Source organism: Streptomyces sp. NPDC001507, from assembly GCF_042894765.1.
Taxonomy (GTDB): Bacteria; Actinomycetota; Actinomycetes; order Streptomycetales; family Streptomycetaceae; genus Streptomyces.
In genome coordinates this window covers 331,854-357,192 of the sequence record NZ_JBIAVV010000001.1, presented here as the reverse complement: position 1 = coordinate 357,192, position 25,339 = coordinate 331,854, and the positions used below count along the sequence as shown (strand labels likewise).

20 protein-coding genes are annotated in these 25,339 nt (G+C 73.9%); 5 read left to right on the top strand and 15 right to left on the bottom strand.

What is annotated here, in order from left to right; all coding sequences use genetic code 11:
* The first annotated feature begins 62 nt into the window (after window positions 1-62).
* Window positions 63-1,037 (top strand): alpha/beta hydrolase, encoded by a 975-nt coding sequence (locus ACFY0K_RS01655; RefSeq protein WP_390638089.1) that lies wholly within the window; start codon window positions 63-65, stop codon window positions 1,035-1,037.
* A gap of 262 nt (window positions 1,038-1,299) precedes the next feature.
* On the opposite strand, the gene ACFY0K_RS01650 is transcribed toward ACFY0K_RS01655, so the two are convergent.
* Window positions 1,300-1,758: a (2Fe-2S)-binding protein gene (locus ACFY0K_RS01650; RefSeq protein ID WP_390638088.1), complete on the bottom strand. Its 459-nt coding sequence runs from the start codon at window positions 1,756-1,758 to the stop codon at window positions 1,300-1,302.
* 31 nt (window positions 1,759-1,789) lie between these two features.
* Entirely contained in the window at window positions 1,790-3,844 is a 2,055-nt protein-coding gene (locus ACFY0K_RS01645) for a molybdopterin cofactor-binding domain-containing protein (RefSeq protein ID WP_390638831.1), read from the bottom strand.
* A gap of 194 nt (window positions 3,845-4,038) precedes the next feature.
* Between ACFY0K_RS01645 and ACFY0K_RS01640 the strand changes: the two genes are divergently transcribed.
* Window positions 4,039-5,127: a helix-turn-helix domain-containing protein gene (locus ACFY0K_RS01640; protein WP_390638087.1), complete on the top strand. Its 1,089-nt coding sequence runs from the start codon at window positions 4,039-4,041 to the stop codon at window positions 5,125-5,127.
* 3 nt (window positions 5,128-5,130) lie between these two features.
* On the opposite strand, the gene ACFY0K_RS01635 is transcribed toward ACFY0K_RS01640, so the two are convergent.
* Window positions 5,131-9,225: a molybdopterin-dependent oxidoreductase gene (locus ACFY0K_RS01635; protein WP_390638086.1), complete on the bottom strand. Its 4,095-nt coding sequence runs from the start codon at window positions 9,223-9,225 to the stop codon at window positions 5,131-5,133.
* Window positions 9,226-9,463: 238 nt separating this feature from the next.
* Between ACFY0K_RS01635 and ACFY0K_RS01630 the strand changes: the two genes are divergently transcribed.
* Window positions 9,464-11,299, top strand: coding sequence for a SpoIIE family protein phosphatase (locus ACFY0K_RS01630; RefSeq protein ID WP_390638085.1), 1,836 nt, complete (start codon window positions 9,464-9,466; stop codon window positions 11,297-11,299).
* Between the two features lie 390 nt (window positions 11,300-11,689).
* Here ACFY0K_RS01630 and ACFY0K_RS01625 read toward each other — a convergent pair whose 3' ends face one another.
* From ACFY0K_RS01625 to ACFY0K_RS01575, 11 genes are all read right to left on the bottom strand, one after another.
* Window positions 11,690-12,715 (bottom strand): alcohol dehydrogenase, encoded by a 1,026-nt coding sequence (locus tag ACFY0K_RS01625; RefSeq protein ID WP_390638084.1) that lies wholly within the window; start codon window positions 12,713-12,715, stop codon window positions 11,690-11,692.
* 120 nt (window positions 12,716-12,835) lie between these two features.
* Window positions 12,836-14,059, bottom strand: a complete 1,224-nt coding sequence (locus ACFY0K_RS01620) for an alpha/beta hydrolase (RefSeq protein ID WP_390638083.1) — start codon at window positions 14,057-14,059, stop codon at window positions 12,836-12,838.
* Window positions 14,060-14,188: 129 nt separating this feature from the next.
* Window positions 14,189-15,115, bottom strand: coding sequence for a LuxR C-terminal-related transcriptional regulator (locus tag ACFY0K_RS01615; RefSeq protein WP_390638082.1), 927 nt, complete (start codon window positions 15,113-15,115; stop codon window positions 14,189-14,191).
* Between the two features lie 16 nt (window positions 15,116-15,131).
* Entirely contained in the window at window positions 15,132-15,593 is a 462-nt protein-coding gene (locus ACFY0K_RS01610; protein WP_390638081.1) for a hypothetical protein, read from the bottom strand.
* A gap of 1 nt (window position 15,594) precedes the next feature.
* On the bottom strand, window positions 15,595-17,184 hold the full coding sequence (locus ACFY0K_RS01605; protein WP_390638080.1) for a long-chain fatty acid--CoA ligase: 1,590 nt from the start codon (window positions 17,182-17,184) through the stop codon (window positions 15,595-15,597).
* A gap of 121 nt (window positions 17,185-17,305) precedes the next feature.
* The gene (gene hcaB, locus ACFY0K_RS01600; protein WP_390638079.1) at window positions 17,306-18,127 is read right to left on the bottom strand and encodes a 3-(cis-5,6-dihydroxycyclohexa-1,3-dien-1-yl)propanoate dehydrogenase; all 822 of its coding nucleotides are present in this window, start codon (window positions 18,125-18,127) and stop codon (window positions 17,306-17,308) included.
* Entirely contained in the window at window positions 18,127-18,975 is an 849-nt protein-coding gene (locus ACFY0K_RS01595; RefSeq protein ID WP_390638078.1) for an alpha/beta fold hydrolase, read from the bottom strand. The genes hcaB and ACFY0K_RS01595 overlap by 1 nt, the downstream gene beginning before the upstream one ends.
* Before the next feature lie 39 nt (window positions 18,976-19,014).
* Window positions 19,015-19,566 carry an aromatic-ring-hydroxylating dioxygenase subunit beta gene (locus ACFY0K_RS01590; RefSeq protein WP_390638077.1) on the bottom strand — a complete coding sequence of 184 codons (552 nt, stop codon included), beginning with the start codon at window positions 19,564-19,566 and terminating at the stop codon, window positions 19,015-19,017.
* Between the two features lie 4 nt (window positions 19,567-19,570).
* Window positions 19,571-20,773, bottom strand: coding sequence for an NAD(P)/FAD-dependent oxidoreductase (locus ACFY0K_RS01585; protein WP_390638076.1), 1,203 nt, complete (start codon window positions 20,771-20,773; stop codon window positions 19,571-19,573).
* The gene (locus ACFY0K_RS01580; protein WP_390638075.1) at window positions 20,770-21,105 is read right to left on the bottom strand and encodes a non-heme iron oxygenase ferredoxin subunit; all 336 of its coding nucleotides are present in this window, start codon (window positions 21,103-21,105) and stop codon (window positions 20,770-20,772) included. Before ACFY0K_RS01580 ends, ACFY0K_RS01585 begins: the two co-directional genes overlap by 4 nt.
* Window positions 21,102-22,499 (bottom strand): SRPBCC family protein, encoded by a 1,398-nt coding sequence (locus tag ACFY0K_RS01575; protein ID WP_390638074.1) that lies wholly within the window; start codon window positions 22,497-22,499, stop codon window positions 21,102-21,104. Before ACFY0K_RS01575 ends, ACFY0K_RS01580 begins: the two co-directional genes overlap by 4 nt.
* 101 nt (window positions 22,500-22,600) lie before the next feature.
* Between ACFY0K_RS01575 and ACFY0K_RS01570 the strand changes: the two genes are divergently transcribed.
* Both ACFY0K_RS01570 and ACFY0K_RS01565 read left to right on the top strand, forming a co-directional pair.
* Window positions 22,601-23,596, top strand: a complete 996-nt coding sequence (locus tag ACFY0K_RS01570) for a zinc-binding dehydrogenase (protein ID WP_390638073.1) — start codon at window positions 22,601-22,603, stop codon at window positions 23,594-23,596.
* On the top strand, window positions 23,593-24,531 hold the full coding sequence (locus tag ACFY0K_RS01565; protein WP_390638072.1) for a 3-carboxyethylcatechol 2,3-dioxygenase: 939 nt from the start codon (window positions 23,593-23,595) through the stop codon (window positions 24,529-24,531). Before ACFY0K_RS01570 ends, ACFY0K_RS01565 begins: the two co-directional genes overlap by 4 nt.
* A gap of 1 nt (window position 24,532) precedes the next feature.
* Here ACFY0K_RS01565 and ACFY0K_RS01560 read toward each other — a convergent pair whose 3' ends face one another.
* On the bottom strand, window positions 24,533-25,324 hold the full coding sequence (locus tag ACFY0K_RS01560) for an IclR family transcriptional regulator (RefSeq protein ID WP_390638071.1): 792 nt from the start codon (window positions 25,322-25,324) through the stop codon (window positions 24,533-24,535).
* Window positions 25,325-25,339: the final 15 nt, after the last annotated feature.

Genomic DNA, 25,339 nt, shown 5'->3' with positions numbered 1-25,339 from the left:
CAGCGCACGACCGACCGGATCATGGGCATACGAACCGCAGAACCCCGCATCGAGGAGCCGCGATGACTGCCGTACCGCCCCCGTTCGACCCCGAACTCGCCGCCGCCCTGGAGCTGATCAAGGACACGATCTCTCCCTCGTTCACGATGGCGGACATACCCGAGATCCGGCAGGGCGCGGGGATACAGCTCCTGGCCGAGCTGGACCTCACGATGGAGGGCGCGTTCGACGTGGAGGACCGTACGGTCCCGGGCCCCGCGGACGCCCCCGAGATCTCGCTCCTGATCTGCCGCCCGGTCGCCCCGGCAGCCTCCGGTCCGCTCCCGGTGATCTACCACGTGCACGGCGGCGGCATGGTGCTCGGCAACAGCCGGGTGGGCGTGGACGCCCCGCTGGCCTGGGCGAAGGAGCTGGGCGCGGTGGTGGTGTCGGTGGAGTACCGGCTGGCGCCCGAGCATCCGCACCCCGCGCCGGTCGAGGACGTGTACGCGGGGCTGCTGTGGACCGCGGAGCACGCGAAGGAGATCGGCGGCGACCCGGAACGGATCGTGATCGCGGGCGCCAGCGCGGGCGGCGGCCTCACGGCGGCCCTGGCGCTCCTCCTGAGGGACCGTCAGGGTCCGTCCGTGATCGGCCAGATGCTGCTCTGCCCGATGCTCGACGACCGCAACGACACTCCCTCCAGCCACCAGATGAAGGGCCTCGGCCTCTGGGACCGCACCTCCAACGAGACCGGCTGGACCGCCCTGCTCGGCGAGCGCCGGGGCGGCCCCGACGTCTCCCCCTACGCGGCCCCGGCCCGCGCCACCGACCTCACGAACCTCCCCCCGGCCTTCCTCGACGTCGGCTCCGCCGAGACCTTCCGCGACGAGACCGTCGCCTACGCCTCCCGCATCTGGCAGTCCGGCGGCATCGCCGAACTCCACGTCTGGCCCGGCGGCTTCCACGGCTTCGACGGCTTCGCCCCGCAGGCCGCCGTGTCCCAGTCGGCACGCGCGGCACACACGGACTGGCTGCGGCGGGTGCTGGCGCGCTGAGAGCCGGTCGGGCCCGCGGTCAGCGCGGGCCCGGGCCCAGTCGGCTGCGGTACGGCGGTCGGGGGCCGGCGGCGGCCGTGATGGTGCTGCAGGTCGGGTGGGTGGGGCAGGGGTTGGCAGGGGTTGGCCGGGGTGAGGAGGGTGTTGGAGGTGAAGTGGAGGTGCGCGGGGCGACGGCCCGAACCGCGCGCTGGGCGCGGGCCGGGGTGGCGAAGGGGTGGTCGAGGGTGCCGGGCCCGTGGCCGTCGCCCCAGGGGGGCACTCAACCCCCTTCAGTTGACACCCTCTTGATCGCCTCCCTGATCCTGGAGTAGGTGCCGCAGCGGCAGACGTTCTCGATGGCGTCGATGTCGGCGTCCGTCGGGTGCGGGGTGCGTCTGAGGAGGGCGGCGGCCGCCATGATCTGGCCGGGCTGGCAGAAGCCGCACTGGGCCACGTCGCAGTCCAGCCAGGCCTGCTGGACGGGGTGCAGGGTGTCGCCGTCGGCGAGTCCCTCGATGGTGGTGACCGAACGGTCCGCGCAGTGGGCGACCGGGACCGTGCACGGCTGGATCTCCGCGCCGTCGAGGTGACTGGTGCAGGCGCGGCAGACGCCCACCCCGCAGCCGTACTTGGGTCCGGTGACGCCGAGCAGGTCGCGCAGGACCCACAGGAGAGGCATGTCGGCGGGGGCCTCGACCGTCACCGGTCTGCCGTTGAGGACGAAGGAGTACGAACTCATCTGTGCCTTCTGGGAGTCGGGAGCGGCGGGGTCAGAAGTCGAGGGGGAAGCTGCGGGGCTTCGTGCCGGTGGCGCGGGCGTAGGCGTTGGCGACCGCGCCCGCCGCCGCGGGGACACCGAGTTCGCCGGCGCCGCCCGGATCCCCGCCGGACGGGACGACGTGCGCCTCGAACTCCAGCGGGGCGTGCCGCTGGCGGGCGTAGTGGAAGTCGGCGAAGCTGCCCTCGCGGACCGCGCCCCGGTCGATGTGCAGCCCGGCGCGCAGCACGGTGGAGATGCCGTCCACGGCGGTGCCCATGAGCTGCGCCTGCAGGCCGCGCGGGTTGACGACCGTGCCGACGTCGGCGGCCATCACCACCTTGGTGACCCGCGGGTTCTTCGGGTCGGTGGCGTCGATCTCGGCCAGGCAGGCGACGGCGGACCCGTACTCCTCGTGGACGGCGACGCCCTGGGCGGTGCCCGCGGGCATCCGGCGCCCCCAGCGCCCGGCGGCTGCCGCCTTGGCGAGGACGGCCTTCACCGCCTTGCTGCGCAGTGTGGTACGGCGGAAGGCGACCGGGTCCAGGCCCAGCGCGCGGGCGATGTCGTCGACGACGATCTCCTCCGCCGTGCGCATGGTCCCGGAGTCCACCGAGCGCCAGGCACCCAGCGGTACCGGCAGTTCGATGCCGCCCGAATCGCCGCTCACCCGGCCGAAGTTGTACAGCCCGCTGTCGCTGGGCAGCGGCCGTACCGTGACGGACTGCGCAGTGCGGCCCTTCTCGTCGGACGACTCTCCCACCGAGGCCGACATGTGCTGGAACGCCACCACCCGGCCGCCGGCGACGCTGGCCCGGATCCGGTGGTGGTCGGCGGGGCGCATCCTGCCGTGCCGGATGTCGTCGTTGCGGCTCCACATCAGCTTCACGGGCCGGCGGGCCGCCCTGGAGACGAGCACCGCCTCGATGGCCTGGTCGAAGTTGAGCCGCCGCCCGAACGAGCCGCCCCCGCGCGTCACGTGGACCCGCACCGCGGTCTTTGGGAGGCCGAGCAGTTCGGCGACGGCCTCGCGGGCGTCCATCGGGGTCTGGGTGGCGAACCACAGCTCGGCCCGGTCGGCGCGGACGTCGGCGACGGCGGTGAGCACCTCCATCGGGGCATGGCTGACGAACGCGAACGCGAACTCGCCCTCGATCTGCGTCGATCCGCGCGGCGGGGTGCCGAGCCGGGGCACCGCGGCCCGCAGCCGGGCGCGGATCTCCTTGTCGGACAGGGGGGCGAGCGGTCCGTCGGCCCACCTGATCCGCAACGCGTCCCTGGCCTGGAAGGCGTGGTGGAAGGTGTCCGCCACGACGGCGACCCCGCCCGGGATCCGCACGACCGCGTGCACGCCGGGCAGCGCGCGGGCCGCCGTGTCGTCGAGGGAGACCGGTCTGCCGCGCAGGGTCGGCGGCCGGGCCACCACGGCCGGCTTCGCACCCGCCACCGCCAGGTCACCGGCGTACTTCGCGGCGCCGGTGACGATGTCCCGGGCGTCGATCCTGGTCGTCGGCTTCCCGATCACCCGGTGCCGGGAGGCCGGCTTGGGCCTGTTCGACACGTCCGGGGTGCGGATCCGGGCCGCGCTCGCGGTGAGGGAGCCGAAGGTGGCCGTCCGGCCGTCGGGGGCCACCACCCGCGTGTTCCAGGTGCGCAGGGTGTGCGCGGGGAGCCGCCAGCGGCGGGCGGCCGCGGTCACCAGCCGGGCGCGCGCGGTGGCGGCCAGCTGCCGGGCCGGGCCGTACAGCGAACTGACCGAACTGGAGCCGCCGGTGTACTGGTTGCCCTTGCCGCGGGCGTCGGCGAGCGGGATCCGGACGTCGGCGAGGCGGGCGTCCAGCTCCTCGGCGATCATCATGGCGACGGCGGTGGTGATGCCCTGGCCGACCTCGACGCGGGGCAGCCGTACGACGACCTCGTTGGCGGCGGTGACCTCCAGGACGAGCATCTCCTCGTCGGTGCCGGTGACCAGGACGCCGGGGGCCGCGGTGGCGCCCTCGGCCCGCGGGGTGTCGCAGCCGAGCGGGGCGGCGACCGTGAGGGTGGCCGCGGCCACCGTGTGGACCATGAAACTCCGGCGGGACGGTCCGGCGGCGGCCCGTGGGGGCCCGTTGCGGTCCAAGCGAAGCTCCTGTCGGCCGGTTCCTGTGCCGGGGCTGTGTGCCGCCGGGTCTCGACAGCTAGGAGGGGCGGGGGCACGCGCGGGTTGCCTGCCGTGCCGGGCTCTGCTCGCCGCAGCGCCGGATGGCGCATCATGGCCGTATGAAAGAGCTGGCGGGGCGGCTGGCCGCGGTGGACCCGGATGCCGGGGCCGCCGTCGCGGTCATCGCCTACTTCGACCGGCTGGCCGAGACCCGGGCCGGTGTGGAGGCGCTGGTGCGCGGGGCCGCCGTGCTCGCCGGGTGCCCGGCGCGGCTGGCGGACGAGGAGCGGCGAGTCCGGGTGCGGGTGGAGCCGGACGGCCGGCGGACGGACGTGGTGGGCGCGCCCGGGCCCGGGTGGCCGGGTACGCCGTTGGTGCCGGGCGGGCCGCCGGCGCTGTGGCTGGAGCGGGCCGGGGCCGAAGGGCCGAGCGTCGTCGACGCGGTGATCCTGGAGCGGGCCTCGGCCGCCGTGCGGTCCGTGCTCGACCGCACCCGCGGGCGGGCCCCGGGGCCGCCGGTGGACGACCCCGCGCTGGTCGAGGCCGTCCTGGACGCCGGCGTCCCGCTACCGGCCCGGCTGCACGCGGCCCGCGGGCTCGGCCTGGACACCGCGGACCCGGCGGCGCGCTTCCGGGCGGTGGCGGTGGCCGATGGTCCACCCCGGATCGTCGCCGACGGACCGGCCCGGAGCACGAACGGCGGGCCGCCCCGAAGCGCGCGCGATCGGTTCCCCCGGGTCGTGGGCGACGGCCGGCCACCGGTGGTACCGGGGGGACGCGCGGGCGTGGGCACGGCGGCGGCCGTCGCGGACCTCCCCGAGTCCTGGGCGGCGGCCCGTACCGCGCTGCGGTTCACCGGCGACGGTGGCGCGCGGGAGCCCGGCGGCCCACCCGTCGTGCACGCCGACGACCTGGGCGGGGTCGCGCTGCTCGCCGATCTCGTCGTACCCGGTGCGGAACCGGCGCCGGACGTCCGCGCGGTGCGGGCCGCCGCGGCGGACGCCCCCTGGATGCTGCGCACGCTGCACGCGGTCGCGTCGACGGCGAGCCTGCGGGCGGCGGCCGCCGGCATCAACGTCCATCACTCCACGCTCCAGGACCGGTTGACGCACGCCGAGCAGCTGCTGGGCTGGCCGGTGCGCACTCCGCAGGGCCGGTTCCGGCTGCAACTCGCCCTCACCATGCACCACCTGATGGACAGCCGGTAGGGGTCAGTAGACGTCCCGGACGTAACGCCGGTCCGCGGCCAGCTGTTTGACGTACGCCGTCGCCTCGTCCTCGGTCAGTCCGCCGTGCACGGCGGCGATGTCCTTCAGGGCCCGGTCGACGTCCTTGGCCATCCGGGAGGCGTCGCCGCAGACGTAGAAGTGGGCGCCGTCCTGGAGCCAGGACCACAGCAGCGGGCCGTGTTCGCGCATCCGGTCCTGGACGTAGACCTTGGCACGCTGGTCGCGGGAGAAGGCGGTGTCGAGGCGGCTCAGGGTGCCGTCGGCGAGCAGGACGGTGAGTTCCTGCTCGTAGTAGAAGTCGGTGGCCCGGTGCTGTTCGCCGAAGAACAGCCAGTTGGGGGCGCGGTGGCCGCGGGCGCGGCGTTCCTCCAGGAAGCCGACGAACGGCGCCACGCCGGTGCCGGGGCCGACCATGACCATGGGGGTCGCCGGGTCGGCGGGCGGCCGGAAGTGCGGGGAGCGCTGGACGTGCACCGGGACCGGCGTACCGGGTCCGGCGTCGGCGAGGAACGGCGAGCAGACGCCCTGCCTCGGCCGGCCGTGCAGGTTCTCGTAGCGGACGACGGAGACGGTGAGCGAGACCCGGTGGGGGTCGGTCAGCGGGCTGGACGAGATGGAGTACAGGCGGGGCTGAAGCTTGCCGAGGACGCCCGCCCACTCCTGGGCGCCGGCCCGGATCCCGAACTCGGCGACGACGTCGACCGCCTGGCGGCCCCAGGACCACTTGGCCAGCTCGTCCTTGTTGTCGGGGCGCAGCAGCTTCCGCAACTCGCGAGGGTCACGAATGCGTTCGGCGGCGAAGCGGAGCAGGTCAGGGGTGACGCGGGTGATGTCCAGGTGGCGGGAGAAGGCCTCGGCGAGGGGGATCTCACCGACTCCGTTCACTTCCACGGCGGTTGCGGCGTCGAGGCCGGTGACGTCCAGCCATTCCGTCACCAGGGCAGCGGAGTTGAGGGGACGAACGCCGAGTGCGTCGCCCGCCTCGTAGACCAGTGGGGTCTCGCTGTCGCGGGTGTCGAAGGTGAACCGGCGGACCTCCTTGACGGCGCCGGGCAGGCTGAGCAGCCGGTTGCCGACGAGCCGGGCGGTGGTGGGGGCCGGGCGCGAAGACCTGGCGGGCGCGGGGGCGGAGTCTGTCGCGGCGGAAGACGCGGGCTCGTCCTTGAGGGCGGAGAGCACCTGGTCCAGCCAGGCCTCCGCCTGGGTCTCGTAGTCCGGTTCACAGTCGGTGCGCGGCGTGATCCGGACCGCGCCGAGCTCGTCCATCCGGCTGTCCAGGCGGCGCCCGTGCCCGCAGAAGTCGTCGTAGCTGGAGTCGCCGAACGCCAGCACGGCGTACCGGCGGCCTTCGAGGCGCCCGGCGTCGAGGGCGGCGAGGCCGTCCCAGAAACCGGCGCCGTTGTCGGGGGCGTCGCCGTCGCCGAAGGTGCTGGTGATCAGGAGCAGGTCGGCGCCCGTGGGCAGGGCGGCCGGGTCGGCCTGGTCCATGGCGACGAGGGAGGCCGCGTGGCCGCCCGCGGTGAGGCGCTCGGCGGCGGTGGCGGCGAAGTCCTCGGCGTTGCCGGTCTGCGAGGCCCACAGGACCACCACCTGGCGGCCGGGTGTGGGCAGGGGGACCGGGGTCGCGGCGGACCGGGAGTACATGCCGGCGAGGGTGCCGTTGACCCACAGGGCGTGTTCGGGGCTGAACGGCGCGTCCGGCGGCAGCACCGGGACGCCCGGGGCGCCGACCTGGATGCCGGCGAGGAAACCGACCAGGTACTGCCGTTCGGTTGCGGTGAGGACCGGCGGCGGGGCGGGGTCGAGGCCGAACACCGAGGCGGCGGAGGGCGGCAGCACCGCCGTGGGCGCGGCGGCGGCAACGGGTGCGTCGACGACGGCCGGGGTCTCCTGCGCGCCGGGCACCTGGACGCTCACCGGCGTGGCCACCTTGGTCAGCGACACCGCGCACACCTTCAGCTCGGGCTGGAACGACAGGGGGTCCACCGCGTCGTTGGTCACGGCGTTGACGCTGAGGTACTCGCCGAACAGGTCGTTCCAGTGGAAGGGCGCGAAGCAGGTTCCGGGCAGCACCCGGTCGGTGACGACCGCGGGCAGCACCGCGCGGCCGCGCCGTGAGGCGACCTCCACGGAGTCGCCGTCGGCGAGCCCGAGCGCCGCCGCGTCCTCGGGGTGGACCTCGACGAACGGGCCGGGGTTGAGCCTGTTCAGCTTCGCGACCTTCGCGGTCTTGGTCAGGGTGTGCCACTGGTGCTGGAGGCGGCCGGTGTTCAGGACGAACGGGTAGTCGTCGTCGGGCATCTCGGCGGGGTCCAGGTGCGGCCTGGCGTGGAAGACGGCGCGTCCGGAGGCGGTGGCGAAGGTGAGGGAACCGTCGGGGCCGAGGTACCGGACGGGGTTGCGGTCGGGGCCGTCGGCGGTGGCGGCCGGCCACTGGACGGGGGCGGCGCGCAGCCGGTCGTAGGTCACACCCCGCAGGTCGTAGCCGGTCTGCGGGTTGTGGAAGCGCTTGATCTCCTCGAAGATCTCCTCCGCGCGGTCGTAGGAGAAGCCGTCCTCGTACCCCATCGCGCGGGCCACGCCGGCGATCAGCCGCCAGTCGGCGGTGGCCTCGCCGGGCGGGTCGGCGGCGGGGCGGGCGAGGGTGAGGTTGCGCTCGCTGTTGATGAGGACGCCCTCGGTCTCGGTCCACAGGGCGGCGGGCAGGACGACGTCCGCGTAGGCGTTGGTCTCGGTGTCGGTGAAGGCGTCCTGGGTGACGACGAACTCGGCGGCCTCCAGGCCCTCGATGACGGTCCTGCGGTTGGCGACGGAGGCGACCGGGTTGGTGCAGATGATCCAGCAGGCCTTGATCTCGCCGTCGGCCATCTTCCGGAACATCTCCACCGTGCCCTTGCCGACGCCGTCGGCGCGGATCGAGCCGGGCGCCAGCCCCCACCGTTCCTCGACGAAGGCGCGGTCGGCGTCGACGAGCACCGACCGCTGGCCGGGCAGTCCGGGGCCCATGTACCCCATCTCCCGGCCGCCCATGGCGTTGGGCTGGCCGGTGAGGGAGAGCGGGCCGCTGCCGGGGCGGCAGATCTTCCCGGTCGCCAGGTGCAGGTTGACCAGGGCGTTGGTGTTCCAGGTGCCGTGCGTGGACTGGTTGAGGCCCATGGTCCAGCAGCTGGTCCACTCCCCCGCCTCGCCGAGCAGCCGGGCGGCCGCGCGCAGGTCGGCCTCGGGGATGCCGGTGATGTCGGCGACGGTGGCGGGCGGGTAGCCGGCGAGGAACTCCGGCATCGCCTCCCAGCCTTCGGTGTACGCGGCCATGAAGTCGGGGTCGGTGTGCCCGTGCTCGTGGAGCAGGTGGAGCAGGCCGTTGAGGAGGGCGAGGTCGGTTCCGGGTTTGACCTGGAGGAACAGGTCGGCCCTGGCCGCGGTGGCGGTGCGGCGCGGGTCGACGACGATCAGCTTCGCGCCCGCCTTCACCCGGTCCATCAGACGCAGGAAGAGGATGGGGTGGCAGTCGGCCATGTTGGCGCCGATGACCAGGAAGACGTCCGCCCGGTCGAGGTCCTGGTACGAGCCGGGCGGACCGTCGGCGCCGAGGGAGAGCTTGTAGCCGGTGCCGGCGCTTGCCATGCACAGCCGGGAGTTGGACTCGATGTTGTTGGTGCGCAGCCACCCCTTGGTGAGCTTGTTCGCGAGGTACTGGGCCTCCAGGCTCATCTGGCCGGAGACGTAGAGGGCGACCGCGTCCGGGCCGTGCTCGTCGACGATCCCGCGCAGCCGCCGCGCGGTCTCGGCGACCGCCGCGTCCACGGCCGACGGCACCGCCTCCGCGCCCCGCTCGGGCCGCAGCAGGGCGGTGGTCAGCCGGCCGGGTGCGGCGAGCATGTCGGCGGTGGTGGCGCCCTTCGTGCAGAGCCGGCCGAAGTTCGCCGGGTGCTCCTTGTCGCCGGACGCCTTCAGGACGGTACGGCGGCCGTCCGGGCCCCGGCCGATGTCCAGGACCATGCCGCAGCCGACCCCGCAGTACGAGCAGACGGTCCGCACCCTGCCGGTGTCGGTGCTGCGCGAGTCCGGCGCGGCCACGGGCGCCCCCTGTTCCTGCTGGTCAGCCTCTTCCGTCCGGTCCCGACGGTAGGTACGGCTGATTACACCGGCGTCACCGCTCCCGATCAACGGGGGTTAAGACCGCCGCACAGTCCCGCTCCGGGCGATGTGAGCGAAGGCGCCCGCGATGCCGGCCGGAGCGGTGCCGGGATGCGCCGTGCCGGGACCTGTTGCACGATGAGGGCGGCCGAGGGAGGGGGCAGGCGAGGAGGACCGGGTGGACAGGGACACCTCCTCACGACGACGGGCCGCACCGGCACCGCCGGTCGCACCGACGGCACCAACGGGAGCGACCGCACGGGACACACCGGGGTCACCGGGCGCCCGGGACGCCCCGAAGGCGCCGGTCGCGCCCCTCGCGCGGGACACACCGGCTCCGGCCGACGCGGACGCACCGCCCGCCGCCATCGGCTACGCCGACATGCTCCGCGGCATCGTCGAGGACGCGGCCGTGGGCTTCGCCGTGCTCGGCACCGATCTGCGCTACCTCTACGTCAACCCGCACATGGCCCGGACCACGGGCGTGCCCGCCGCGGCCTACCTGGGCCGCACCCAGCGCGAGGTGCTGCCCCACCTCAGGCGGCCCGACCAGGTACTGCGGGACGTCATCCGCGACGGACGGCCCCGCGAGGCCGTCGTCACCGGCCGCACCTGGGTGGACTCGCCGTACCAGGTCCGGGAGTGGCGGTGCGTCTACCACCGGCTCGTGGACGGCACGGGCCGGGTGGTGGGCGTGGCCGCGGTGGGCCTGGAGATCAGCGAGCCGCAGCAGTACGTGTACGAGCTGGAGCGCGCCCACCGGCGCCTCGCGCTGCTGGACTCGGCCGCGTCCCGGATCGGCACCGGCACCGATGTCGCCGGGACCTGCCGGGAGCTGGCGGAGTTCGTCGTACCGGAACTCGCGGACGCGGCCGGGGTGGAGCTCAGTCCGCCGGACACCGTGCCGGCGCGGCGGACACCGACCCGGCTCGCGGCGTACGCCACCCGTCCCGGGCTGGTCACCGGTCTCGCGGCCCTCGACGCGCGCGGCGAGCTGGTCGGCTGGCCGCGCGGCACCGGGACCCGGCGGAACCTGGCGGCCGGCCGGATCTGGCGGCGCAACGCGATCACCGCGGCGCAGTGGCGGTCACTGGTCCCGCGCTGGGCGCCCGCCCAGGCGTGTCTGACCGCCCGGGTCCACTCGGTGCTCCTCGCCCCGCTGGTCGCGGACGGCCGGGTGCTCGGCATCCTGCTGCTGGCCCGGGCCGGGGACTCCGCGCCGTTCTCGAACGAGGACGCCACGGTGGCCCGCGAACTCGCCGCCCGCGCCGCCCGCGCCCTGGACCGCGCGGTCCGCTTCGAACGCGAGCACACCATGGCCCTGGAACTGCAGCGGGCCCTGCTCGCCGAGCCCGGCCAGTTGCGGCAGCACGGCGGTGTGGAGACCACGGGCCGCTACCGGCCCGCCGACGACGGCTCGATGATCGGCGGCGACTGGTACGACGTCCTGGCGCTGCCCGACGGCCGGACGATGCTGGTCATCGGGGACGTGATGGGCCACGGGGTGGACGCGGCGGTGGCGATGAGCCACTACCGTTCGACGCTGCGCGCCCTGGCCCTCGCGGGGCTCTCGCCGCGCCGCATCCTCCAGCACGCGGACCGCATGGTCGCCGACTCCGGCTTCGAGCGGGTGGCCACCTGCTTCCTCGCGCTCGGCGACTCGGACGTCGCCACCCTCACCTACGCCAGCGCCGGCCACCTGCCGCCGGTCTGGCTCTCCCCGCAGGGCGACATACAGCTCGTCCCGGTGCCGGTCGGCCCGCCGCTGGGCAGCGGGCTCGGGCGCTACGAGCAGCGCGTCACCCAGGAACGCGGCGGTGTGCTGCTCCTGTACACGGACGGTCTCGTGGAGCGGCGCGGCGAGGACATCGACCGCGGTCTGGCCCGGCTGACGGGGCTGTCGCTGTCCCCCACCGATCCGCTGGACAAGATCGTCGACACGGTCCTCGCGCACCTCGCCGCCGGTTCCGAGGACGACATCGCGCTGCTCGCGGCCCGCCCGGTACGCGGCTGAGCGCACGCCGGTGCGCGGGAGAGCGCGCCCGCCGTGCCTCCGGCAGCCGTGTGACAACGCCGTGCGTGGCTCGTTCACCGCCTGCTGCTGGTCCTGCCGGCCACGGCCGCCGCGGTGCTCGTCACCGTACGGCGGCGCCCGGACCGGGCCGTCGAACTCCACATGTACGAAGGGGTGCTGCTGCCGACGGGCCTGCTGGGCGCTGACCGGCGAGGCCTTCGTGGCCGTGGCGGTCGCGGCGGCCTCGGCCGGGGTGCTGCGCCTGACGTCCCGGCCCATGCTGCAGCCGGTCAGTACGAGGAGGGCGTCGCGGTGGGTGCATGACGCCCAGCCGCTGCTCCCAGCCGCGGCCTCGGCGCAGGTCCCGGCCTCAGGTCTCGGCCGCGGGTCTCAGTCGTAGGTGAGGACCATGCGGAAGCGTGCGGCCCCGGTGAGCATCTTCTGGTACGCCTCGTCCGCCTGGTCCAGCGGTACGGTCTCGATCGTCGGGCGGATCCCGTGCAGGGCGCTGAACTCCATGGTGTCCTGCACGTCCTGCGCGGTGCCGGACGGATGGCCGCGGATCTCCCGCGCGGCCGTGAGCAGCTGGAGCGGACTGATCCCGAGCGGCTCGGGGTCGATGCCGATCACCACCAGCTCGCCCCGGGGCCCCAGCCCGTCCACGGCCGCCGAGATCGCCCGGGAGTTGCCCGCGGTGGCGAGCACGACCTTGGCGCCGCCGAGCGACTGCAGGGCCTCCGCGACCGGGGTCTCGGTCGTGGAGTCGACGTAGTGGTGGGCACCGAGCTGCTTCGCGAAGTCCGCCTTCTCGGCGCCGCGGGCGATGGCCACCGTCTCGAAGCCCATGGCCACCGCGTACTTGACGCCGAGGTGACCGAGTCCGCCGAGGCCGACGACGGCGACCAGGTCACCGGGCTCGGCCGGGCTGCGCCGCAGGCCGTTGAAGGTGGTCACGCCCGCGCAGCCGAGGGGCGCCGCGTCGGCCGAGGTCAGCCCGTCGGGGATGCGGGCCAGGGCGTCGACCGGCGCGATCACCTGCTGGCCGAAGCCCCCGTCGTAGGTCCAGCCGGGCACCTTCAGGTTCTCGCAGACGATGAAGTCGCCCTGACGGCAGGGCTTGCAGTGGCCGCAGCTGCCGCCGAACCAGCCGACTCCCACGCGGTCGCCGATCCGCCAGCCCCAGTCCTCGATGCCCTCGCCGAGTTCCTCGATCCGCCCGGCGATCTCGTGGCCGGGCACCACCGGGAACGTGATACCTGGCAGTGCGGCGGTGACGAAGAAGGTGTCGCTGTGGCAGATGCCGCAGGCCTCCACGGCGATCCGTACATGGCCGGGGCCCGGCCTCGGCACCTCCCGCTCGACGATCTCGAACGGCCCGCCCAGGGCGGCCACCTGCGCGACTCGGTAGGTACTCATGCGTCTTCTCCCGGAACGGGTACGACGGGCTCGGTCCGAAGCCCCCTCACCCAGCACACCAGCTCCGGGCCGATCGCGCGCGTCGAGCCCCGCCCGGCGCCGCCGCCCCCGCTCCGGCGGTCAGCTCCCGACGTACTTCCGCAGCCAGGGCAGCATCAGGGCCCGGGTGGCCTTCGTCCCGATGCCGACGGAGGACTGGTCGTAGGCGTGCTCCAGGAACGGGAGCTCGACGTAGCGGTGCGGGACGCCGGCCGCGGTCAGCCGGTCGGCGAACGCCTTGGTGTGGCCGGAGAAGACGAGGTGGTCGCGCGAGCCCTGCAGGATCAGGGTCGGCGGCGCGTCGGGGCCGATCTGGTTCGCGGCGTCGACGGCCCGGAAGCGCTCCGGGTAGCGGGCGGGGCTGCCGCCGACGTACTCGTCGGCGACCTGCCCGCCGTACGCCGAGTCGGGCACCGAGGCCGTCATGTCCACGACCGGGTAGGAGCCGATCACGGCCTTCACCTTCGGCAGTTGAGCGGCGGTGCCGCAACTCGGCTTGAGCCTGCCCGCGTCGGCCTTGTAGGCGACGTTGACGGCCAGGTTGCCGCCCGCGGAGCCGCCGAAGGTGGCTACCCGGTCCATGTCGAGACCGTACTGGGAGGCGTGCGCGGTGGCCCAGGTCAGGGCGCAGCCGACGTCGGCGTCCGCGGTGTTCCAGGTGTGCCGGGTCGCGGTGGCCAGCCGGTAGTCGACGTCGAGGACGGCGTAGCCCTGGTCGGCCAGCCAGCCCGTGTACGGGGTCGGGCCGCGCGAGCCGGAGATGAAACCGCCGCCGTGGATGCTGACGACGAGCGGCGCGGCGGCCTTCGTCTTCGGCAGGTAGAGGTCCGCCTTCAGCTGTTGGCCGCCGAACGTGGCGTAGGTGACGGTCCGGTCGGGGCCCCGGCCCGCCGCCTTCGCCGGGGAGGCCGGTGAGAACACGAACCAGTCGCCGGTCGCGCCGTGCACCGAGAAGACCTGCACGGTGGTGGTGATCAGGGTGAGCAGCAGCGCGGTTCCGCTCAGTGCGGTGACGGCGACGGGCAGCCGGCGCCGTCCGCTCCGGCGGCGCAGGGTGAGGAGGCCGACGGCCAGGGCCAGGGCCGCCAGCACGATGTTCCAGGAGCCGAAGGTGTCCCGGACGATGGAGAGCAGGAGCATCGGCAGCTGCAGCGCCAGGACCGACAGGACCGGGGACCAGAAGCCGACGGGGAGCACCGCCGTCAGCTGTCCGAGGAGGACGAACAGGGCGACGGCGACGGCCACCACGAGCAACGCGGCGCGGGCGGTGCGCCGGGTCCGGGTGGCTGGGGGGTTGCTGGGCATGGGGGTGCGTGTCTCTCGTTCGGGTGCGGGCCGGCGGGGGCTGGTCGCGCAGTTCCCGGCGCCCCTGACGGGGCACGGGCGGGGAACTGCGCGAGCAACCACGACGCGCCCGCGGGTGCAGGCCGGTGATCAGCCTGGGAGCGGCCCCCGGGGTCCGGCAACGCTTCCCCCGCGTACGCCCCCCGTTCGGGGGGCCAGGGCGGCCGCCACGAGTGCGGCGCGGTTCGGCACGCCGAGCTTGCGCATGCTCGACGCGAGGCTGGACTTGACGGTCTCGGCGCCGATGCCGAGCCGCGCGGCGGCCTCCCGGTTGGTCGCGCCGAGGGCTACCTCGGCGAGGATCTCCCGCTCCCGCGCGGTCAGCACGTCGTCCGCGGCCCCCGGCACCTCGTCGGCGTCGTCGGCGTCGTCGGTCAGGCGCACGACGAGGGCCTCGATCTGCCGCCGCTGTGGCCCGTCCGCCATCGAGGACGCGATCTGCACCAGTTCCGAGCAGACGCCGACGAGCCGCCGCCGCTCGGCCACGCTGCCCGCCGCGGCGCCGCCGCCCGCGCGCGCTCCGGTCGCCGCCCGCAGGCGCGCCAGACGGCGGTTCAGGGTGAGGTCCTCGGCGAGGTCCCGTTCCAGGGCGCGGACGAACGTCAGGACGTCACCGATGACGCGGTCGCCGAAGACGTGCTCGTGCCGCAGTCCGCCCACGAGCACGCCCCGCGGCCCGGTGGGTACCCGGATCGGGACGGCGAAGGAGGCGGCGACCCCCTCCCGGCGTACGGCGGCGTCGTAGTCGTGGGTGATGCCCTCCGCGCTGCAGTAGTCCTGGACCAGGACGGGCCTGGTCAGCAGCATGGCCTTGCCGCCGAGTCCGGCGCCGACGGTGACCCGCAGGTTGCGCAGGCCGTCGCTGGTGACCCCGACCAGCTGGTCGACGACGTAGTGGTCGGCGCCGGTGTCCATGAACGTGCCGACGACGAGGTCGACGCCGGCCACCCGCCGCACGTCGTGGAGCAGCAGCCGGAACGCCGAGAGCTGCGCCGGGGTGAGGGCGGGTACGGTCATCTGCTGTGCCCCGTTCTCAGGCGCCCGGGACACGGTCCAGGTCGATGTCGGTGACGGTCACCCAGTCGGGTTCCGCCACCAGCAGGGCCAGTTCGTCCGTCCCGAGGTCCACGTCCACGGCGTAACGGTAACCGGCCGACTCGGCGGCCGTGAGCCCGCCCCGGTCGCCGACGGGCACGGCGAGGACCACCCGCCGGCAGTGCGGATCGGCGGCCAGGACCGCCGCCGTGAGGCTGCGCAGCAGCGCCGGGAGCAGGCCGTCCGGGCAGCCGGCGCCCACCCGTACCTCCAGGTCGCGAGCGCCGGCCGGATACGCGTCCCGCAGCCGTCCCGCGGCACACCGCTCCAGGCGTACGTCCACCGTCACCCCGTCCCGGCGCAGGTGGAAGCCGGCCGTGGTGCCGCCGTGACCGCTCGGTTCGGCCGCCCAGCCGCGGTCCGGGGCGAGGCCGGCCGGGACCCCGGGCACCGTGGTCATCTCAGCTCTCCTCCGCCGCCAGCCGCCTGATGACGGTCTTGTCCAGTTTCCCGGAGGCGTTCCTCGGCACCGCCGGCACGAGCGTGAGCCGGCGCGGGAGCTTGTAGCGGGCCAGCCGTCCCGCCGCGTACGCGCGGACGTCCTCCAGGCCGATGCCGGTGCCGTCGGCGACGGTGAGGACCGCCGCCACGGCCTCGCCCCACTGTTCGTCGGCGACCCCGACCACCGCGACGTCCAGCACGCCCGGCATGGCCGCGAGGACCCGCTCGACCTCGGCCGGGTAGACGTTCTCCCCACCGCTGATGATCATGTCCTTGAGCCGGTCGACGATGTAGAGGCAGCCGTCCTCGTCGAGATGGCCGACATCCCCGGAGTGGAACCAGCCCTCCTCGTCGAACGCGGCGGCCGTGGCCTGCGGGTTGTTCCAGTAGCCCGCGGTGACGTTGGGTCCGCGCACCACGATCTCGCCGGGCTCCCCCGGCTTCACGGGCTCGTTGCTGACGGCGTCCACGACCCGTACCTCGGTGTAGGGCATGGCGATCCCCGCCGACCCGAGCTTCTCCAGGGTGCGCTCGGCGGGCAGATGGGTGGCGAAGGGCGCGGTCTCGGTCAGGCCCCAGGCCTGCTGCAGCAGGACGTCGCGCCCGGCGTAGAGCTCGACCAGGGACGGCGGCACCGGTGCGCCGGCGACCACCACCGCGCGCAGTTCGTGCAGATCCCGGTCGGCGAAGCCCGGGACGCGGGCCAGGGCGGCGAACATCTGCGGGACGCCGAACATGGTGTTGACCCGGTGCTCGACCAGGTCGTCGAGGCACTCCTGCGGGTCGAAGGAGCGGCGTACGACGACCGTGCCGCCGCGCACGAGGGTGCGCAGGGCGAAGCTGTTGAGGGCGCCGATGTGGAAGAGCGGGGCGCCGGCATAGGTGACGTCACCGCGGCGGGTGTCCAGGCGCAGGTCGACGTTGACGGAGTTCCACCAGGCGTTGCCGTGGGTGAGCACGACTCCCTTGGGCGTCCCCGTGGTGCCGGAGGTGAACATCAGGATCGCGGGGTCGTCGGCGTACTTCGGGGCGACGGCGGTGGCCGGCGGGGCGGCCGCGATCAGCGGCGACCAGGGCTCCCAGCCGGCGGCACCACCGTCGGCGGCCGGTGCCTCGGGGTCGTCGTCCACCAGCAGGAGGCGCCGCAGCTCCGTCGCCCCGCGCACCGCGTCGACCGCGAGCCGGTGGCCGTCCTCGCAGACGATCGCCTCGGCGCCGCTGCCCGCCAGGACCCGCTCCAGCTCGGGCTCGGCGAGCCGGAAGTTGACCGGGACGAACACGGCACCCAGCCGGAACGCGGCGAGCATGGTGACCAGGAACGCCGGGCTGTTGAGGCCGAGATAGGCGACCCGGGTGCCGTCCACGACACCGCCGTCCGAAAGGACGCTCGCCAGCCGGGCGGCCCTGTCGTCGAGTTCGGCGTAGGTGAGGTCGCCGCCCGCGTAGCGGACGACCACGTCACCGGTCTGGTGGCGGGCGTGGCGGGCCACCGCCGCGGCCGGGTTGAGGTCGACCCGGAGTCCGGAGTTGCGCGGGTGGGGACTGGGCACGGTCAGCACTCCTCGTCGAGTGTCATCGGTCGTCATGCGGTCGTCGTCCGGTCGTCGTTCATGCGTCGTTGCTCGTCGTTGCTCGTCGTTGCTCGTCGTTCGCCGTCAGAGGTGGGCGCCGTCAGAGGTGGTCGCCGCCGGCCGGGTGCGCGAAGCCGCGGACGGCGATGCCGCCGTCGACGGAGATCGCGTGGCCGGTGATCGGGCCGCTCTGCTCGCGGGCGGCGAGCAGCACGTACGGGCCGGTGAAGTCGCGTGGGTCGGTGCTGGAGTCGTGCAGGGGGATCAGCGGCGGGGCGTCCGGCGCCTTCCTCGCGAAGGACGCGGAGATCGAGCGGTCGCCGAGCGCGAGCGCCTCGGGGCCGCGCAGGTCGGTGTTCATGGCGCCGCAGGCGACGCCGTTGACGCGGACCCTGGGGGCGAGTTCGTAGGCGAGTTCGCGCATCAGGCCGAGGCAGGCGTGCTTGCTGGCGGTGTAGAGCGGGCCGCCGCCGTTGACGTGGAAGGAGGCGTTGGAGAGGGTCATGACGATGCTGCCGCGGCTCTTCACCAGCTCCCGCCAGGCCGCCTCGGCCGCCAGCAGATAGCCCTTGACGTTGACGGCGAAGACCTCGTCGAAGGCGGCGTCGAGGTCCGCGGCGGCGAGCCGGGTGAGCTGGCGCTGGTAGTCCCAGACGCCTGCGTTGGCGACGAGGGTGTCGAGCTTGCCGAACCGTTCGACGGTCTCGGCGACGGCGGTGTGCAGCCGCCCGGAGTCGCGGACGTCACCGGTGACGGCGTGGATCCGGTCGGGCGCGACGGCGACGACCTCGTCCAACTGCCCCTTGTCCCGGCCGAAGACGGTGACCGAGGCGCCCTCGGCGACGAACCTCTCGGTGACCGCGCGGCCGATGCCCGCGCCCCCGCCGGTGACCAGGGCGGCGTACCCGTCGAGCCAGCCCATCACCGCTCCCCGAGGAAGCCGACGACGAGTTCCTCGAACTCCGGCTGCCGTTCGAGCTGCACCCAGTGTCCGCAGCGGCCGAACACGTGCAGTTGCACGTCCTGGATCTGCCTGAGCATCAGCTGGGCGCCGTCCAGGGTGATCGTGCGGTCGTCGCGGCCCCAGAGCAGCAGCGTGGGTGCCGCGATCCGGTGCAGGTCGCGCCAGAGCGGGTCCATTCCGCCGCGCCGCGCGAAGGCCGCGTTGTAGCGGTGGTAGAAGTCGATGTGGCTCTCGTCGAGGGAGGCCTCGTAGCGGGCCTTCACGACGTCCGCGCCGAACTGCCTGTGGTCGTAGACCATGGTCCGGATGAAGGCGGCCATCTTCTTCTCGCTGGGCCCGCCGCCGTGGTAGTAGCGGAACATCTCCTTCTGTCCCTCGGTGGGCGTCGGGCCGAACGGCAGCCAGCCGCCGCCCGGAGCCATCAGCACCAACCGCTTGACCCGCTCGGGGCGTTGCTGGGCCATGGCGAGGGCCGCCGCTCCCCCGAGGCTGTTGCCGAGCAGGTGGAAGCCGTCGATGCCGAGCGGGTCGAGGGCCTGGAAGAGGGCGTCGACGGTGATCGCGGTGATCGACCGCTCCGCCAGGTCGGCCTCCGTCGGGCGGTAACTTCCGCCGAATCCGGGCTGGTCGGGCAGGACGACCCGGAAGTGCCGGGCCAGCGCGGCCAGGTTCTGGTGGTAGTTGCTGACGCCGGAGGCGCCGGGGCCGCCGCCGTGCAGCATCACGAGGACCGGTCCCTCACCGGTCTCGGCGACGGCGATCTCCCCCAGCGAGGTGGCCACGCGATGGTGCTTGAGTTCGGTCAAGGCAGTTCCCCATCAGAAGAATCACAAGGATCAGCAGAATCAGAAGAAGGTCGAGATGTTCTTGGCCGACAGCACGTTCTGGTCCAGGAGGACGGTCCGGCGGGCCAGCCGCAGACCGCCGTCCTCGCCCCTGCGCAGCACGTCCGTGCGGCTGCCGGCGAAGACGTTCTCCTCGCGTTCGAGTCGGTTGCGGTAGACCAGGAACGCGGAGCGCACATGGAGGTCGGCGGCGGTGAACTCCGGGTTCTCGGCCGGGTCGTTGTGCCGCACCATCACGTTGGTCACCAGGTGCCGGGTGCGGGACGGCGGGTCCTCGGCCCAGGCCATGCCCGAGTCGAACCGGCGGATGCGCCAGGCCAGGCTCTCCTTGGTCTCGTCGTAGAACGCGGCCTCGCCCCGGGCGGCCACCGCCAGCGACTGCTGCCGGCGCAGCCGGTTGGTGCGGGTGGGCATCCAGTAGTCGAGGTCGTCGGCGAGCAGCTCAAGCCAGTCGGCGTAGCGGCCGTCGTCGAGGAGGGCGGCCTCCTCGTAGTAGAACTGCTCGACCTCGAAGTGCGTGTCGCGGTCGGCGCGTTGAGCTGTGGATGTCACGGGGTCACCTTTCGGGGCGCGGCAGGGCGCGCAGGCTCACGGCGGGGTCCGCCAGCCGTCCGGCGTCGACCGGTGTCCGGCGGTCGATCATGCGGCGGGCGGCGCGTACGGCGGCGGAGTCGTCGACGGCCGCGGCGGCCACCACCCGGCCGTCGCGCAGGCCGAAGACCGCGAAGGAAGGGTCGGCGCAGGAACCGCGTACGACGGTCTCGGCGGCGGACGCCAGGTTGCCGACCGCCTCGATGTGCAGGCCGTGCCGGTCCGTCCAGAACCAGGGCGCCGTCGGAGCGGGGGCCGGAGCGCCGAGGAGGGTGGCGGCGGCCCGGGCGCCGTCCTGCTGGGCGGCCTCCCAGTGCTCGGCGCGGACCCGGCCGCGCGGGCGGGCCGGGTCGCCGACCGCGAGCACGGCGGGGTTGGAGGTCACCTGCCCGGCGTCGACCAGGACGCCCCGGTCGACGTCGAGGCCCGCGCGCTCGGCGAGTCCGGTGTCCGGGACCATGCCCACGCCGACGACGACGGCGTCGTACGACCGCGATCCGGGCCGGCCGGTCAGCCGGACCCCGATGTGGTCGCAGCGGTCCGTGAACGACTCGACGGCCGCCTGGACGGTGGTGATGCCGTGCCAGGTGTGCATGTCGTGCAGCCAGGTGGCGAGTTCCGCGCCGAGCACCGCGGCGAGCGGGGTGGCCAGCGGGTCGGCCAGGGTGACCGCGCAGCCCAGGCGTACGGCGGTCGAGGCGGTCTCGGCGCCGATCAGGCCGGCGCCGACGACGAGGACGCGGGCGCCGGGGGTCAGCGCGGCGCGCAGCCGGTCGGCGTCCTCGACGGTGCGCAGCACGTGCACGCGCTCGCCGTCGATGCCGGGGATCGGCGGGCGCGCCGCGCGGCCGCCGGTGGCGAGGACGACCCGGTCGGCGGGGAGCAGGGTGCCGTCGGAGAGTTCGAGCTTGCCCTCGGCCGGGCGCAGCGCGGTGACGGTGGTGCGGTTGACCAGGCGGACGCGCTGGTCGTCGTACCAGGACGGCTGCTGGAGGGCGAGCTGCGGCGCGGGCCTGGTGCCGGCGAGGTAGTCCTTCGACAACGGCGGCCGGTCGTAGGGGAATTCGCCCGCGTCGACGAGGGTGAGCTCGCCGTCGAAGCCCTGGGAGCGCAGGGCGGCGGCGGTGCTGACGCCGGCGATGCCGGCGCCGACGACGACCACGTTCACGGCGTCTCCCCGGGGAAGAGCCAGACCTCGCCGTCGCGGACCTCGACCCGGTGCGGGCAGGTGTTCCTGGTCGCGGGCAGTCCCTGGACCTCGCCGCTCTTCAGGCAGAACCTGCTGGCGTGCAGGGGGCATTCGACGAAGCCGTCCTCCACCCAGCCGTCGGCCAGGGAGGCGTCCTCGTGGGTGCAGGTGTCGTCGAGGGCGTACACGGTGTCGTCGGTGTCGCGGAGCAGGGCGATGTCGTCGGCGGTGCCGGTGATCGCCCTGTCGACGGCGAGGCCCTCGCCCTGGGGGATGTCGTCGAGGGCGGCGACCCGGATGCCGTTGCTCATGCCTTGCTCTCCTCGTTCTCCTCGCGCGTTTCCTCTTGCATTTCCTCGTGCATTTCCTCGTGCCAGGCAGGGGTGTTCATCAGCTCGCGCCAGCGGCCGTAGAAGGCGCGGCCCGCGGCGTCGCTGTACAGCTCGCTGGTCAGACCGGGATGGCGGCCGTCGTGGCGCTCGCTGCCCATGCCCATCTGGTAGTTGAGGGCGACGCCGCCCGTGATGAAGCCGTGCGAGACGGCCTGGACCTCGCTCCAGTTCTCGCCGTCGTCCTGCTCGAAGATCCCGCTGGGCCCGAACGTCCGCAGGTTGTACAGGCGTTGGGCCTCCCGGACCTCCTCCGGCATCGACTTGTCGACGATGGTCCAGGCCCATACCTCCATCCGGTCGGGACCCTTGGGGTGCCAGACCCGGATGGAGCCGTTGACGGGAAGGTAGGAGAAGTTCGGGAAGACGGTGGCGTGGCCGTTGGTCAGCGGTCCCTCGACCCGGGCCGCGCCCAGGCGTTCGCGCAGGGCGTCGTAGTCCGTCCACTTGTGCACGGTCTGCGCGTCGAACCGGTTCCTGGGGTGCACCGGGAAGCCGGCGCCGTGGCCGTTCGGGTCCACGTACTGACGGCCGGTGCGGTGCACCACCTCGTCCTTGGGCTTCTGGCCGGCCGGCGCGAGCAGCATGAGCGCCGAGGCGTGGCTCATGTTCACGTGGTACCAGTCGGTGGCGAACTGCTCGGCCGCCAGCTTCCAGTTGCCCTCCAGGACCCACTTGTGGATCCCGCCGACGACGACCGTGCCCTCGTCGTCGTGGTCGAGCATGGCGTCCATGTACCAGGCCATGTCGCCGAGCGACTCGCGCAGCGGGACCGGGTCCGGGTGCCAGGTGCCGAAGACCAGCCCGCGGTACGTCGTCACGTGCGGGACCTCCACCAGGCCCCAGTCGGCCGGCGCGAACTCACCGGGGTAGCCGTCCCGGTTGGGGACGCTCACCAGCGAGCCGTCCAGGTTGTAGGACCAACCGTGGTAGGTGCAGGTGAAGTTGCGGGTGGTGCCGGAGTCGGCACGGCACACGCGGGCGCCCCGGTGGCGGCAGGAGTTGAGGTAGGCGCGGATCCGCCGGTCGCGGTCCAAAGTGACGACGACCGGGTCCTCGCCCATGTAGGTGGTGAAGAAGTCGCCGGGCCGGTGGAACTGGTCGGTGTGCGCGAGGAACAGCCAGCTCGGCGCGAAGACCCTGCGCAGCTCCTGCCGGTACAGCTCCCGGTCGGTGAAGACCACGCGGTCCAGCAGTCCGCCCTCGGTGTCGACGAGCCCGGAGACGTCGATGTTCCGTGCCAGGTCCGCGGGGCGACTGAGCGCCCCGCGCGGTGCCGCCGTGGCAGCGCCCTTGGGTTCGTTCGTCGAGGTCATGGCTTCAGCGAACAGCAGCAGGTCAGACGGGTGCCAACGGCTGTTCCGTACGGCGGCACACAGGCTGTCGGCGGTCCCGGGCGGCGGGAGAGCGTGCCTCCATGCTTGCCGCAACCGCCGTCTCCCAGAGCGCGACCGACCCGCTGGCCGGCCTCGTCGTCGCAGACGTTCCCGAGCCCCGGCCGCGTCCCGGCTGGTCGACCGTCCGTGTGGTGTCGTCGTCGCTGAACATGCACGACCTGTGGACCCTGCGCGGGGTGGGCCATCCGCCCGAACGGCTGCCGGTGGTGCTGGGCTGCGACGCGGCGGGGTACGACGAGGACGGCAACGCGGTCCTCGTCCACCCGGTGATCGCCGACGCTGACGCCGGTCTGGGCGACGAGACGCTGGACCCGGACCGGGCGCTGCTGTCGGAGCGGCACGACGGCGCCTTCGCCGAGTACCTGTCCGTCCCCGCCCGGAATCTGATCCCCAAGCCGGAGTGGCTCACCTTCGACGAGGCCGCCTGTCTGCCGGTCGCCTGGGGCACCGCCTACCGGATGCTCTTCACGCAGGCCGGGATCCGGGCCGGCGACCGGGTGCTGGTGCAGGGCGCCGGCGGCGGGGTCGCCTCGGCCGCGATCAAGCTGGCGGTGGCCGCCGGGGCGGTCGTCTATGCCACCAGCCGCAGCGCGGAGAAGCGGACGCGGGCCGAGTCCTGGGGCGCGCGCCGGGCCGTACGGACCGGGGAACGGCTGCCCGAGCGGGTGGACGTGGTGGTGGAGACGGTCGGCGAGGCGACCTGGTCGCACTCGCTCAGGTCGCTGCGTCCGGGCGGCACGGTCGTGATCGCCGGGGCGACCAGCGGCACCAACCCGCCCGCCGACCTCGGCCGGGTCTTCTACCTGCAGCAGCGCATCCTCGGCTCGACCGGCTGCACACGCGGCGAACTGGTCGCCCTGCTGAAGCTGATGGACGCCACCGGTCTGCGTCCGGTCGTCGACCGCACCCTGCCCCTGGCCGGGATCCACAAGGGGTTCCAGCTCATGATCGACGGGCGGCTGACCGGCAAGCTCGTCGTCCACCCCCAGCCCCGCACCGAGGGAGAACCATCGTGAACGCCGCCGCCGTCGGGCTGTCCCACTCCCCGCTGATCGGCAGGAACGATCCGGCGCCCGAGGTCCTCGCGGCCGTGGCGGCGGCGGTCGAGGGGGCCCGTTCCTTCGTCCGCGCCTACGACCCGGAACTCGTCGTCCTGTACGCCCCCGACCACTACAACGGCTTCTTCTACAAGGAGATGCCGCCGTTCTGCCTCGCCACCGCCGCGCATGCCGTCGGTGACTTCGGGTCGGCGGCGGGTCCGCTGTCCGTCGACGCGGAGGCGGCCACGGCACTGGCCCGCGGGGTCCTCGACCACGGCGTGGACCTGACCGTGTCGGCGCGGATGACGGTCGACCACGGTTTCGTTCAGCCGCTCGAGGTGCTGTTCGGCGGGATCGACAAGGTGCCGGTGGTCCCGGTCTTCGTCAACGGCGTCGCGACCCCGCTCGGCCCGGTCGGCCGTATCCGGGCGCTGGGCACGGCCGTCGGGCAGGCCGCGGCCGGCCTCGACCGCCGGGTGCTGTTCCTCGGCTCGGGCGGTCTCTCCCACGACCCGCCCGTCCCGGTCCTGGACGGCGCCCCGCCGCGGGTCGCGGACGCCCTGATCGACGGACACCCGCCGACCCCCGAGCAGCGGGCCCGCGGTGAGGAGCGGGTGGTGCGGGCGGGCCGGGAGTACGCGGCCGGCTCTACCCGGATGATCCCCATCAACCCGGTCTGGGACAACCTGGTCCTGGACGTCTTCGAGAGCGGGCGGCTGGCGGACGTCGACTCCTGGACGGTGGAGTGGATGGGAGCGGAGGGTGGCGGCTCGGCCCACGAGGTCCGCACCTGGATCGCCGCGTTCGCGTCCCTCGCCGCCACCGGGGGCTACCGGATGACCTCGCGGTTCTACGCGCCGGTCCCGGAGTGGATCGCGGGCTTCGCGGTGGCCACGGCAGAGCCGGTGTGAGTCACGGGCGCGGCAGCCGGCCCGTCCGTTGCTGTGCCTGGGAGGCCGCCGCCGCGACCCGGCGTACGGCGGCGCCGAGCCGCAGGGTGTCGACGTGGCCGCGCCGCCCGGCGACGGACAGCGCGGCCACCGCCCGTCCCGAGCGGCCCAGGACGGGCGCGGCGACGCAGCTCAGACCGAGCTGGCTCTCCTCCTCGTCGTAGGCGACGCCGGTACGGCGGATCCGGTCCAGTTCGTCGGAGAGTGCCGCCGGGTCGGTGAGGGTCCGGGCGGTGAAGCGGTGCAGTGGTCCGGCGATCGCCTGGGCGGCGGCCTCTGCGTCGTAGGCGAGCATGACCTTGCCGACGGCGGTGGCGTGGGCGGGGAGCCGGCCGCCGATGCGGGACGGGACCGGGGCCGGGCGGTGGCCGTGGAGCTTGCCGAGGTAGACCACGTCGGTGCCGTGCAGGACGGCGAGGTGGGCGGTGTGCCGGGTGAGCTCGTAGAGGTCGGTCAGGTAGGGCAGGAGCAGGTCGCGCAGGCTTTCGTGGCCGGCCGCGTACACGGAGCGGCCCAGCTGGTGCAGGCGCTCGCCGAGCCGGTAGTCCGTGCCGACGCGTTCCACGACCCCGTTGCGCTCCAGCATCCCCAGCACCCGGTGCGCGGTCGACTTGCTCAGCTGGGCCCGCCGGGCCAGTTCGCTGACGCCGACCCCGCTGCTCGCCCTGTCACCGAAGGCGACGAGAAGGCTGATGGCCTTGTCGACGGCGGCCCGGTCGTCGCGGGCCTGTGAGGCGAGGGAGGCGGTGGTCATGGCGGTTCACCTCAG